This is a genomic window from Curtobacterium sp. SL109, from assembly GCF_026672405.1.
Classification (GTDB): Bacteria; Actinomycetota; Actinomycetes; order Actinomycetales; family Microbacteriaceae; genus Curtobacterium.
The window spans coordinates 2,602,485-2,613,717 of record NZ_JAPPRB010000002.1 but is presented as its reverse complement, the minus strand read 5'-3'; the positions used below and the strand labels follow the sequence as shown (position 1 = coordinate 2,613,717).

The following is an 11,233-nucleotide window of genomic DNA, read 5'->3' as shown; positions in this document are numbered from 1 at the left end:
GCCGCACCCCAGCTGCAACCGAAGGAACGCAATGTCCACTCTCGAAATCCGCGACCTCAAGGTCTCGATCGACACCGACCAGGGTGTCAAGGAGATCCTCAAGGGCGTCGACCTCACCATCAACGAGGGTGAGATCCACGCGATCATGGGGCCGAACGGCTCGGGCAAGTCGACTCTCGCCTACACGATCGCCGGGCACCCCCGCTACCACGTCGTCGGTGGCTCGATCACCCTCGACGGCCAGGACGTCCTCGCGATGAGCGTCGACGAGCGTGCCCGCGCCGGCATGTTCCTCGCGATGCAGTACCCGGTCGAGATCCCCGGAGTGACCGTCTCGAACTTCCTCCGCACCGCCAAGACGGCGATCGACGGCGAAGCCCCCGCGCTGCGTGGCTGGGTCAAGGACCTCCGCTCGTCGATGGCGGACCTGAAGATGGACCCGTCGTTCGCCGAGCGCAACGTCAACGAGGGCTTCTCCGGTGGCGAGAAGAAGCGCCACGAGATCATGCAGCTCGAGCTCCTCAAGCCGAAGTTCGCCGTCCTCGACGAGACCGACTCCGGCCTCGACGTCGACGCGCTGAAGATCGTGTCCGAGGGCGTCAACCGCGCCAAGGCTGCGACCGGCCTCGGCGTGCTGCTCATCACGCACTACACGCGCATCCTCCGCTACATCACGCCGGACTTCGTCCACGTGTTCGTCGCGGGCAAGGTCGCGGAGCAGGGCGGCCCGGAGCTGGCCGACCGTCTCGAGAACGAGGGCTACGACCGCTACGTGCAGGCCGCAGCCGCAGCAGCGGGGAACTGATGATCACCACACTCGCACCGGAGAAGTTCGACGAGGTCGTCGAGGGCCTGAAAGAGGTCCAGGACCCGGAACTCGGCGTCAACATCGTCGACCTCGGGCTCATCTACGACCTCGCCTGGGACGACGAGGCCTCGGCGCTCATCATCAGCATGACGCTGACGAGCGCGGGCTGCCCCCTGACCGACGTCATCGAGGGTGACACCGCGAACGCGCTCGACGGCATCGTCGACGCCTTCCGCATCAACTGGGTCTGGATGCCGCCGTGGGGCCCGGACCGTATCACCGACGACGGGCGCGAGATGATGCGCGCCCTCGGGTTCTCGATCTAGTCGCGACCCGACGACGAACAGGAGGCCCCCTGCCAGCTGGCAGGGGGCCTCCCGTTCGTGTGGGCCGATCGCGCGCAGGGGCGACACGCTCCACCGGTCGCGACTCCCCGTTCACGTTCGTCGGATGGTCAGGGATCGTCGGCTCTGCGTCCATCCGCCGACGTTCCGCGACCGGTCGGCGCGCTGCTGTCGGGGTGTCATGACCGGTCGTCGCAGCCGCAGCCGCAGCCGCAGACGCTGACGCAGACACACACGCAGCCGCAGACGCAGGCGCAGCCGCCGCACGCTCAGACGCACGAGGGCCCCGTACCAGCGGTACGGGGCCCTCGTCTGATCGGACGAGCTCAGCGGCGGCGGAGCAGGCTCCACACGAGCGGGACGATGCCGGCGGCGATGAGCGCCTTCACGACGCCGCCCACGATGAACGGGTACAGGCCGGCGGACAGCACCGCCTGCAGGTCGTTCGGCAGGCCCAGGGCTCCGAGCGTCAGTGCCAGGTACGGCAGACCCGTGACGAACGGGATCGCACTGGCGAGGGTGAACGCGACGACGGCGAGCCCGACCTTGCGGTCCCAGTTGCGGCGAGCGAGCCATCCGATGACGCCGGCGGCCGGGATGAAGCCGATGACGTACCCGAAGCTCGGGACGCTCAGCATGTGCAGGCCACCGGACATGCCGGCGAAGAACGGGGCACCGGCGAGGCCGACGATGGCGTACACGAGCATCGAGAGGACACCGCGGCGGGCTCCGAGGGTCGCGCCGACGAGCACGACGGCGAGGGTCTGACCGGTGATCGGGACCGGCCACATCGGGACCTCGAGCTGGGCCATCGCGGCCGTGAACAGGGCGCCGCCGGCGACGAGGGCGGCATCGGTGGCCAGCCCGTGCGTCCGAAGACGGTCGGCGAGGACTGCGCGGGGAGCGAACCCGGTGGCGTTCGTCATGGATTCTCCTAGAATGGACTGCTGGTCCCCTTCGGGACTGTCGGTCCCGTCAGCGTAGCGGTGAACCTCCCGCACACACCGTTGTGCACAACCACCAACTGATTGGACCACCACTGTGCTTGCCGTGCACGAACTCGAGATCCGCGTCGGGGCTCGCCTCCTGATGGAGAACGTGTCCTTCCGTGTGGAGAAGGGTGACAAGATCGGGCTGGTCGGCCGCAACGGCGCCGGCAAGACGACGATGACCAAGGCCCTGGCGGGCGAACAGCCGCCGACCGACGGCAAGATCGACCGCACCGGCGAGATCGGCTACCTGCCGCAGGACCCCCGCTCCGGCAACCCCGAGGACACCGCACGCAAGCGCATCCTCGACGCCCGTGGGCTCGGTGAGCTGGTGGAGGGCATCCGCCAGGCCACGCTCGACATGGCGAGTGCGGACACCGCCGTCGCCGAGAAGGCGATGCGCCGGTACTCCCGGCTCGACGACCAGTTCAACGCGCTCGGTGGCTACGCCGCCGAGGCCGAGGCGGCGTCCATCGCGTCGAACCTCAAGCTGCCCGACCGCATCCTCGACCAGCAGCTCAAGACGCTCTCGGGTGGTCAGCGCCGACGCATCGAGCTCGCGCGCATCCTGTTCTCCGACGCCGAGACGATGATCCTCGACGAGCCGACCAACCACCTCGACGCCGACTCGGTCGTCTGGCTCCGCGAGCACCTGAAGACCTACCCCGGTGGCGTCATCGTGATCTCCCACGACGTCGAGCTCGTCGACGAGGTCGTCAACCGCGTCTTCTACCTCGACGCCAACCGCCAGACCATCGACATCTACAACATGGGCTGGAAGCTGTACCAGCGGCAGCGCGTCGCCGACGAGGAGCGCCGCCGCAAGGAGCGTGCCGGCGCCGAGAAGAAGGCCGCCACGCTGAAGGACCAGGCAGCGCGCTTCGGTGCGAAGGCGTCGAAGGCCGCTGCCGCGCACCAGATGGTCGCGCGTGCCGACAAGCTGCTCGCGGGTCTCGAGGACGAGCGCGTCGCCGACCGCGTCGCGAAGATCCGATTCCCCACGCCGGCCCCCTGCGGCCGCACGCCGCTGATGGCCGAGGGACTGTCGAAGTCCTACGGGTCGCTCGAGATCTTCGCGGGCGTCGACCTGGCGATCGACCGTGGTTCCCGCGTCGTCATCCTGGGCTTCAACGGCGCGGGCAAGACGACGCTGCTCCGCATCCTCGCGGGCGCCGACGCACCGGACACCGGCGCGATCCTGCCCGGTCACGGCCTGCGCATCGGGTACTACGCGCAGGAGCACGAGAACATCGACGTCAACCGCACCGTGATCGAGAACATGGTCTCCGCGTCGACCGACCTCAACGAGACCGAGGCCCGCCGCGTCCTCGGGTCGTTCCTGTTCACCGGTGACGACGGCTACAAGAAGGCCGGCGTGCTCTCCGGTGGCGAGAAGACCCGACTGTCACTCGCGATGATCGTCGTGTCGGGTGCGAACGTGTTGCTGCTCGACGAGCCCACGAACAACCTGGACCCGGCATCGCGCGAGGAGATCCTCAGCGCCCTGGCGAACTTCGAGGGGGCCGTCGTCCTGGTCTCCCACGATGCCGGCGCGGTCGAGGCCCTCAACCCGGAGCGCGTCCTGCTCCTCCCGGACGGCACTGAGGACCACTGGAACAAGGACTACGCGGAGCTCATCGAGCTCGCCTAGCCCGCGCAGGCGACTGCCGGGCGCTGACCCGGCCCGGCTGATTCCCGTGACCGGGTACGACGTCCCGCGCACGTCCGTCGCTCGGTCGCGATGGCGGACTGGAGGCTCGTGGCGGCGCCGCCATGGGCCTCCGGTCCGGAGCGTGACCCGTCAGCGACGTGACTCGAGGAGCTCGTCCTCGATGTCCGCGTCCGTCTTCGGCTTGGCGTCCTTGCGGCGCTGCCGCTCGAGGGCGCGCTCGCGCTCCTCGGGGTCGTCCTGGTTGAGGTTCCGGTACTCCTGCACCATCAGGTACGCCAGGAACCCGAAGCCCCCCGCGGCGAACATGAACCACTGGATGAAGTAGCTCAGGTGCAGCCCGGTGTCGGCGCTCGGGCGGTCCCAGCCGAGGGGACGGGCCTCGGTCGGCGCGGGGGACTCGGACGCGAGCTGCCCGTACGCCCCGGTCCAGATGGGGGCCTCGGTCTTCGCGGCCACGTCGGTGAGCGTGACGGACTGGACCTGGTCGGTGTGGGCGGGGTCGGTGCGGCCGGGGATGCGTGATTCGGACTGCTGCAGCCGAGCCGTGACGGTGACCTGCCCCGACGGGGGAGCGGGCACGTGGTCGGGTGCGTCCTGCCGGTTGCCGGTGGGCACCCACCCGCGGTCGACGATGAACGCGCGGCCGTCGGCGGTGACGAGCGGCGTCAGGACCTCGAAGCCGGGCTGGCCGTTGTGGACGCGGTTCCGGACGAGGAGCTGGTCGTCGGTGTCGTAGCGCCCGGTGGCGGTGACGCGGAGCCAGGTCTGGTCGTTCGTCCAGCTGGAGGCCCGGGGGAGGGCGTCCTGCACGGCGACCGGGGTGTGGTCGTAGTTCGTGGCGATCTGCAGGTTCTCGCGGACGGCCTCGTTCCGGCGGTCCCACTGCCACATGCCGAACAGCGTGCAGAGGATCGCGAAGGCCACGGCGATCGCGAAGTACCCGAGCCAACGACGGCTCCGGACGAAGTGCCAGCCGACGAAGGGCTCGTCGGGGTCGTGCACGGCGGTCTCGACCTCGGCGGCACGTTCCCGAGCCGTCGCCTGACGGATGCGCTCGGCGTGCTTCCGGCCGTAGCGCGACTGCGGGTCGAAGTCGTCGGTCATCGCTCGTTCGCCGAGCGGGTCCGTTCACCCACGTCGTTCTTCGGGCCGCCGTGGAGTGCGCCGTGCTGGACGGCGTCGGGGCGGTGGGAGTCGTCCAGCTGGTCGACGTCCTCGTCGATGCCGGTGACCTTGACGGGGAAGGTACGGGACCGCAGGTACCCGGCGAGGAAGTCGCAGTGCTCGTCGCACGCCGCCCAGATCTTCACGCGGTCGAGCGGGTGGATGCGCGGGTTCCGCCAGTTGACGCGCCAGCTCGCGGCGGTGGAGCACCCGGCGCGGGAGCACACGGGCGTGGAGCCCGGCTCGGTGAACAGGTCGAAGGTCGCACCCATCAGCGGTGGCCCCACATGCGGGACCGGTCGCCGTTGCGCTGCCATTCCTCTTGCGCATGCTGAGCCGACTGGCGCAGGCGTTCCTGCTCGTCGCGGTAGGCCTGCGCGCGGGCGTCCTCCTGCTGCTGGCGGAGTGCCGGGTCGTAGTCGGCGGCGCGCACGAGGGCACCGGCCGGGGCGATCGCGTCGGATTCGACGTGACTGCCCGCGTTCGCGATGACGACGGCGATCCAGGGGATGACGCCGGCGAGCACGATCGGGATGATCGCGAGGATCGGGTTGTGCCAGACCGTGTAGACGAGCACGGCCCCGACGAACAGGAACACGCGGACGGCCATCTGCCAGATGTAGCGCGACAGACGGTGGTGCCGGTCACGCGTCGGTGACTTCGGAAGTGCCGTGATGCTCTGCGTCGTACGCGTCGTCTTCATGCCTTCGTTCTCCGTCTGCCCACACACCAGCCTAAGCCCGGCCACCGACACTTGACCGCGCGATCTGGGGCCGTGTGGCCCCGGGTAGGCTCGTGCGGGCGTGTCGGGCGGAGCGTCGTCCGTGCGCCCTCGCAAGCAACCCCGTGCACCCCGAGCACACCACTGAACGGAGCGCCCATGACCACCCCCCGTACCGTCCTCATCACCGGCGGCAACCGCGGCATCGGCCACGCCCTCGCCGAGCGGTTCGTCGCCGCCGGGCACCGGGTCGCGGTCACCTCCCGGAACGGCCAGGGCGGTCCCGAGGGTGCGCTGACGGTGCAGGCCGACATCACGGACACCGCCTCGGTCGACGCCGCGTTCACCGAGGTCGAGAACGCGCTCGGCCCCGTCGAGGTCCTGGTCGCGAACGCCGGCATCACGAACGACGGTCTCCTGCTCCGCATGAGCGAGGAGGACTTCACGAGCGTCATCGACACCAACCTGACCGGCACGTTCCGCGTGGTGAAGCGGGCGACGAAGGGCATGATGCGCGCGAAGTTCGGCCGCATCGTGCTGATGTCGAGCGTCGTCGGCGCCTACGGACAGGTCGGGCAGGTCAACTACGCGTCCTCGAAGGCCGCGCTCGTCGGCATGGCCCGGTCGATCACGCGGGAGCTCGGGTCCCGCGGCATCACGGCGAACGTGGTCGCGCCCGGGTTCATCCAGACCGACATGACGGCCGCGCTGCCCGAGGAGCTGCAGGCCGAGTTCAAGAAGCAGATCCCGGCGGCGCGCTACGGCACGGTCGACGACGTCGCGGACGCCACGCTCTTCCTCGCCGGGGACGGTGCCGGGTACATCTCCGGCGCGGTCGTGCCGGTGGACGGCGGCCTCGGGATGGGCCACTAGCCAGCGGTGGTCGCCGAGACTCGGCCGGGCGGACACCGTGCGGGCCGTGGCGCCCAGGAACTGTCCGTGGGGCCGAGACTCGGGCACGGGGCCGGCCGGCCGGCGGCGTCAGCCGCGTAGGCCCAGGGCAGCCAGCACGGCGGAGAGGTCGCGGTCCACGACGGCGAGGTCAGCGGCCTCCCGCACGCGTGGCTTCGCGTCGAACGCGACGGACAGCGCCGCGACCCGCATCATCTCGACGTCGTTCGCGCCGTCGCCGACCGCCACGGTGCGGGCGAGCGGGACGCCGTCGGCCTCGGCCCACGCCAGGAGCGCGTCGGCCTTGGCGTGCGCGTCGACGACGTCGCCGAGGACCTGCCCGGTGAGGACGCCGTCCACCACCTCGAGTCGGTTGGCCTGGCAGTGGTCGAGCCCGAGCGCTGCGGCGAACGGGTCGAGCACCTCGTGGAACCCGCCGGACACGACGCCGACGGTCCCGCCGGCTGCGTGGACGCCGCGGACCAGGTCGTCGGCACCCCGCGTCACGCGGACCGCCCGCTGTGCCTGCACGACGACGTCGGACGGGAGGCCCGCCAGGGTCGCGACCCGCTCCCGGAGGCTCTCGGTGAAGTCGATCTCGCCGCGCATGGCGCGCTGCGTGACCGCCTCGACCTGTGGTCGGGTCCCCGCGGACTCGGCGAGCAGTTCGATGACCTCGTCCTCGAGCAGGGTGGAGTCGGCATCGAGGACGACGAGGAAGCGCGGCACGCCACCACGGTAGCGGTGCCGCGCACCTCGTTACGCCGGGGGTCCTCGCCGGGGCTAGGCCTCGACGCGGACGCCCTTGCCGACCACGGTGATGCCCGACTCGGTCACGGTGAAGCCGCGGGCGACGTCGGCCTCGCGGTCGACACCCACCCGGGCGCCGGGAGCGAGCACGACGTCCTTGTCCAGGATCGCCCGGTTCACGACGGCACCGGCACCGATGGTCGCCCGCTCGAAGACGATCGAGTCGAGGACCTTCGCCCCGGAGTCGGCGGTGCACCAGGGACCGATGACGCTGCGCTCCAGCTGGGCGCCCGACATCAGGCAGCCAAGCGACACGATCGAGTCGACCGTCGCACCGGTGTTGCCGTTCGCGTCACGGACGAACTTCGCCGGCGGCAGGTTCGTCTGCTGGTTGAAGATCGGCCAGTCCGTGTTGTACAGGTTGAAGACCGGCACCGGGGCGATGAGGTCCATGTGGGCGTCGTAGAACGAGTCGATCGTCCCCACGTCGCGCCAGTAGTACTTGTCACGGTCGTTCGACCCGGGCACTTCATTGCGCTGCAGGTCGTACACGCCGGCGTCGCCCCGGGCCACGAAGTCGGGGACGATGTCGCCGCCCATGTCGTGCGCCGAGGTCTCGACCTGGCCGTCGCGGAGCACGGCGTCGACGAGCGCGTCGGCGTCGAAGACGTAGTTGCCCATCGACGCGAGGATCTCGCCGGGGGAGTCGGGCAGGCCGGTGGCGTCCTTCGGCTTCTCGAGGAAGGCCTCGATGCGCGTGGGGTCGTCGTCGTCCACCTTGATGACGCCGAACTGGTCGGCGAGGGCGATCGGCTGCCGGATCGCGGCGACGGTGGCGCTGCGGCCGGAGGCGATGTGGGCCTCCACCATCTGGGAGAAGTCCATCCGGTACACGTGGTCGGCACCGACGACGACGACGATGTCCGGGCGCTCGTCACGGAGCAGGTTGAGCGACTGCAGGATCGCGTCGGCCGAGCCGGCGAACCAGCGCTTGCCGAGTCGCTGCTGCGCGGGGACGGACGCCACGTAGGACCCGAGCAGGCCCTCCATGCGCCAGGTCTCCGCCACGTGGCGGTCCAGGCTGTGGGACTTGTACTGCGTCAGGACGACGATCTTCTGCAACCCGGAGTTCACCAGGTTCGAGAGCGCGAAGTCGACGAGGCGGAAGTTGCCACCGAACGGGACGGCAGGCTTTGCGCGGTCGGCGGTGAGCGGCATGAGCCGTTTCCCTTCGCCCCCGGCGAGGACGATCCCGAATATCTTCTTCGATGGCATGGGGTTCACAGTAGGCGAGCGCACTGGGAACCCGTTACGTTGAACGCGTGCGAGTCGATCTACTGACCAGGGAGTATCCGCCGGAGGTCTACGGCGGAGCGGGTGTCCACGTGGCCGAACTGACCGCAGCGCTGCGGTCCGGGACGGACACCGAGGTGCGCGTCCGGGCCTTCGGGGCCTTCCGCGACGAGGCCGACGTGTGGGCGTACCGCACGCCCGAAGGCCTCGAGCAGGCCAACGGCGCGCTGCAGGCGCTCGGCACCGACGTGCAGATCGCCGCGGACGTCGAGGGCGCCGACGTCGTGCACTCGCACACCTGGTACGCCAACGCGGCCGGGCGCATCGCGCAGCTGACCCACGGCATCCCGCACGTCGTCACCGCCCACTCCCTCGAGCCCCTGCGCCCGTGGAAGGCCGAGCAGCTCGGCGGCGGCTACCGCCTGTCGAGCTGGATGGAGCGCGAGTCCTTCGTCGAGGCCGACGCCGTCATCGCCGTGTCGAAGGCCATGCGCGCCGACATCCTCCGCTCGTACCCGTCGATCGACCCCGCCAAGGTGCACGTCGTCTACAACGGCATCGACGTCGAGGAGTGGAAGCCCGAGGTCGACCACGACGCCGTCCGTGCGCTCGGGATCGACCCGGAGCGTCCGAGCGTCGTCTTCGTCGGGCGCATCACCCGGCAGAAGGGCCTGCCGTACCTGCTCCGCGCGGTCGCGGCCCTGCCGCCCGAGGTGCAGATCGTCCTGTGCGCCGGCGCGCCGGACACCCCCGAGATCCTGGCCGAGGTCACCGGCCTGGTCGAGGACCTCCGCCAGCAGCGCGACGGCGTCGTCTGGATCGACCGGATGCTGGCCCACCGCGAGATCGTCAACGTGCTGTCCTCCGGCACCGTCTTCGTCTGCCCGTCGGTCTACGAGCCCCTCGGCATCGTCAACCTCGAGGCCATGGCCTGCGGCATCCCCGTCGTCGGCTCCGGCACCGGCGGCATCCCCGAGGTCGTCGCCGACGGTCTCACCGGCCGCATCGTGCCGATCGACCAGGTCACCGACGGCACCGGCACGCCGACGAACCCGGACAAGTACGTCGCCGACCTCGCCGCCACCCTGAACGAGGTCCTGTCGGACCTCGGACTCGCCAAGCTGATGGGGCGCGCCGGCCGGCTCCGCGTCGAGAGCGAGTTCACCTGGGACGCGATCGCGACGCGGACCCGGGCGGTCTACGACCAGGTCCTGGCGGCTCGCTGAGGCGAGCTGGCAACCGAACCAGCCGGGAGGCCCGGGTGACGTCCGTGACGAACGTCACCCGGGCCTCCCGTCCGTTGGTCCCACGGCTGCGACGCGCGCGCCCTGCGGACATCGGGTGACGGTCCGCTCGCGTAGGGTTGGGGCATGCCCTCGGTTGTGCGCTTGTCAGACGTGTCCGTGGTCCGGAACGGGGCCACCATCCTCGACGCGGTCTCGTGGGAGGTGCAGGACGACGAGCGGTGGGTCGTGCTCGGCGCGAACGGTGCCGGCAAGACCACGCTGCTCCAGGTCGCGGGGGCCCAGAGCTTCCCGACCTCCGGAGAGGTCGAGGTCCTCGGGACCGAACTCGGCGGCGCCGACCTGTTCGAACTGCGGCCCCGCATCGGCTTCGCGTCCACCGCGCTCGCCCGTCGCATCCCGGTGACCGAGAAGGTCATCGACGTGGTCCTCACCGCCGCGTACTCGGTCACGGGTCGCTGGAACGAGGAGTACGAGGAGCTCGACGTCCGTCGCGCCCAGCGGGTGCTCGACGAGTGGGGCCTCGGGTCCTTCACCGACCGGACCTTCGGCGAGCTCAGCGACGGCGAGCAGAAGCGCGTGCAGATCGCCCGGGCCGTGATGACCGACCCCGAGATCCTGTTCCTCGACGAGCCGGCCGCGTCGCTCGACCTCGGCGCCCGCGAGAGCCTGGTGCGCACCCTCGGCGGGTACGCGCAGAGCTCCGACTCGCCCGCGATCGTCATCGTGACGCACCACGTCGAGGAGATCCCGGCGGGCTTCACGCACGCGCTGATCCTGGCCTCCGGGCACATCCAGGCCGCCGGACCCATCGACGACGTCCTGACCGACGCCACCCTGAGCGAGGCCTTCGGCATCGCGCTGACCGTCACGAAGGACGCCGGACGCTTCACGGCACGCGCCGCCTGAGCCGGTCGGACGACGTGTCCTGCTCCCGTTCGTGCCCGCTGTCTGGTAACGTGGACGGCTGGCGTGAGCCGCAGACTTCCGGGGCGACCGCCCCGCTCTCAACACCGCTATCCACCCAAGGAATCACCTCATGAAGACCGAGACCCACCCCGAGTACCGCGCCATCGTCTTCCGCGACCTGGCCTCCGGTGAGACGTTCCTGACGCGTTCGACCGCGAACAGCGACAAGACCATCGAGCTCGACGGTGCCACCTACCCGGTGATCGACGTCGAGATCTCGTCCGCCTCGCACCCGTTCTACACGGGCAAGCAGCGCATCCTCGACTCGGCCGGTCGCGTCGAGAAGTTCAACCAGCGCTTCAAGGGCTTCAGCAAGTAAGCAGCCCCCACGCGTCACACGGGCGGTCCTCCTTCGGGAGGGCCGCCCGTTCGCGTTGCCGGTCCCGTC

Annotated in this window: 13 protein-coding genes; 7 read left to right on the top strand and 6 right to left on the bottom strand. The window is 70.2% G+C overall.

All coding sequences use genetic code 11. From position 1 onward, the window contains the following. Positions 1-31 precede the first annotated feature (31 nt). Positions 32-805, top strand: a complete 774-nt coding sequence (sufC, locus tag OVA28_RS13950; protein ID WP_194660470.1) for a Fe-S cluster assembly ATPase SufC — start codon at positions 32-34, stop codon at positions 803-805. Further along, complete coding sequence (locus tag OVA28_RS13945) at positions 805-1,134, top strand: metal-sulfur cluster assembly factor (RefSeq protein WP_123653503.1); 330 nt, start codon at positions 805-807, stop codon at positions 1,132-1,134. The genes sufC and OVA28_RS13945 overlap by 1 nt, the downstream gene beginning before the upstream one ends. 344 nt (positions 1,135-1,478) lie before the next feature. Here OVA28_RS13945 and OVA28_RS13940 read toward each other — a convergent pair whose 3' ends face one another. Beyond that, positions 1,479-2,078: a biotin transporter BioY gene (locus OVA28_RS13940; RefSeq protein WP_268097386.1), complete on the bottom strand. Its 600-nt coding sequence runs from the start codon at positions 2,076-2,078 to the stop codon at positions 1,479-1,481. Between the two features lie 115 nt (positions 2,079-2,193). Between OVA28_RS13940 and OVA28_RS13935 the strand changes: the two genes are divergently transcribed. Then, positions 2,194-3,792: an ABC-F family ATP-binding cassette domain-containing protein gene (locus tag OVA28_RS13935; RefSeq protein WP_194660472.1), complete on the top strand. Its 1,599-nt coding sequence runs from the start codon at positions 2,194-2,196 to the stop codon at positions 3,790-3,792. 150 nt (positions 3,793-3,942) lie between these two features. Here OVA28_RS13935 and OVA28_RS13930 read toward each other — a convergent pair whose 3' ends face one another. The 3 genes from OVA28_RS13930 to OVA28_RS13920 are packed head-to-tail and all read right to left on the bottom strand — an operon-like array spanning position 3,943 to position 5,680. Then, positions 3,943-4,917, bottom strand: coding sequence for an SURF1 family cytochrome oxidase biogenesis protein (locus tag OVA28_RS13930; protein WP_268097385.1), 975 nt, complete (start codon positions 4,915-4,917; stop codon positions 3,943-3,945). Next, the gene (locus tag OVA28_RS19220; protein WP_416354638.1) at positions 4,914-5,249 is read right to left on the bottom strand and encodes a hypothetical protein; all 336 of its coding nucleotides are present in this window, start codon (positions 5,247-5,249) and stop codon (positions 4,914-4,916) included. The genes OVA28_RS13930 and OVA28_RS19220 overlap by 4 nt, the downstream gene beginning before the upstream one ends. Beyond that, positions 5,249-5,680: a DUF3099 domain-containing protein gene (locus OVA28_RS13920; protein ID WP_194660474.1), complete on the bottom strand. Its 432-nt coding sequence runs from the start codon at positions 5,678-5,680 to the stop codon at positions 5,249-5,251. Before OVA28_RS13920 ends, OVA28_RS19220 begins: the two co-directional genes overlap by 1 nt. A gap of 177 nt (positions 5,681-5,857) precedes the next feature. Here OVA28_RS13920 and fabG point away from each other — a divergent pair, with 177 nt between their 5' ends. Then, positions 5,858-6,571: a 3-oxoacyl-ACP reductase FabG gene (gene fabG, locus OVA28_RS13915; RefSeq protein WP_268097384.1), complete on the top strand. Its 714-nt coding sequence runs from the start codon at positions 5,858-5,860 to the stop codon at positions 6,569-6,571. 108 nt (positions 6,572-6,679) lie between these two features. Here fabG and serB read toward each other — a convergent pair whose 3' ends face one another. Then, positions 6,680-7,318 (bottom strand): phosphoserine phosphatase SerB, encoded by a 639-nt coding sequence (gene serB / locus OVA28_RS13910; RefSeq protein ID WP_268097383.1) that lies wholly within the window; start codon positions 7,316-7,318, stop codon positions 6,680-6,682. Between the two features lie 54 nt (positions 7,319-7,372). Continuing rightward, entirely contained in the window at positions 7,373-8,614 is a 1,242-nt protein-coding gene (locus OVA28_RS13905) for a glucose-1-phosphate adenylyltransferase (RefSeq protein ID WP_194660477.1), read from the bottom strand. Between the two features lie 47 nt (positions 8,615-8,661). Here OVA28_RS13905 and glgA point away from each other — a divergent pair, with 47 nt between their 5' ends. The 3 genes from glgA (at position 8,662) to OVA28_RS13890 (ending at position 11,164) form a co-directional block, all read left to right on the top strand. Beyond that, positions 8,662-9,858 (top strand): glycogen synthase, encoded by a 1,197-nt coding sequence (gene glgA, locus OVA28_RS13900; RefSeq protein ID WP_194660478.1) that lies wholly within the window; start codon positions 8,662-8,664, stop codon positions 9,856-9,858. A 144-nt stretch (positions 9,859-10,002) separates the two neighbouring features. Further along, positions 10,003-10,785: an ABC transporter ATP-binding protein gene (locus tag OVA28_RS13895; RefSeq protein ID WP_194660479.1), complete on the top strand. Its 783-nt coding sequence runs from the start codon at positions 10,003-10,005 to the stop codon at positions 10,783-10,785. A gap of 130 nt (positions 10,786-10,915) precedes the next feature. Continuing rightward, complete coding sequence (locus tag OVA28_RS13890) at positions 10,916-11,164, top strand: type B 50S ribosomal protein L31 (protein ID WP_071275272.1); 249 nt, start codon at positions 10,916-10,918, stop codon at positions 11,162-11,164. The last annotated feature ends 69 nt before the right edge of the window (positions 11,165-11,233 follow it).

Coding starts and splice junctions, on each gene's coding strand:
- OVA28_RS13920 (WP_194660474.1), bottom strand. CDS start 5,680: ATGAAGACGACGCGTACGACGCAGAGCATCACGGCACTTCCGAAGTCA.
- OVA28_RS13890 (WP_071275272.1), top strand. CDS start 10,916: ATGAAGACCGAGACCCACCCCGAGTACCGCGCCATCGTCTTCCGCGAC.
- sufC (WP_194660470.1), top strand. CDS start 32: ATGTCCACTCTCGAAATCCGCGACCTCAAGGTCTCGATCGACACCGAC.
- OVA28_RS13930 (WP_268097385.1), bottom strand. CDS start 4,917: ATGACCGACGACTTCGACCCGCAGTCGCGCTACGGCCGGAAGCACGCC.
- OVA28_RS19220 (WP_416354638.1), bottom strand. CDS start 5,249: ATGGGTGCGACCTTCGACCTGTTCACCGAGCCGGGCTCCACGCCCGTG.
- OVA28_RS13945 (WP_123653503.1), top strand. CDS start 805: ATGATCACCACACTCGCACCGGAGAAGTTCGACGAGGTCGTCGAGGGC.
- OVA28_RS13940 (WP_268097386.1), bottom strand. CDS start 2,078: ATGACGAACGCCACCGGGTTCGCTCCCCGCGCAGTCCTCGCCGACCGT.
- OVA28_RS13895 (WP_194660479.1), top strand. CDS start 10,003: ATGCCCTCGGTTGTGCGCTTGTCAGACGTGTCCGTGGTCCGGAACGGG.
- OVA28_RS13905 (WP_194660477.1), bottom strand. CDS start 8,614: ATGCCATCGAAGAAGATATTCGGGATCGTCCTCGCCGGGGGCGAAGGG.
- fabG (WP_268097384.1), top strand. CDS start 5,858: ATGACCACCCCCCGTACCGTCCTCATCACCGGCGGCAACCGCGGCATC.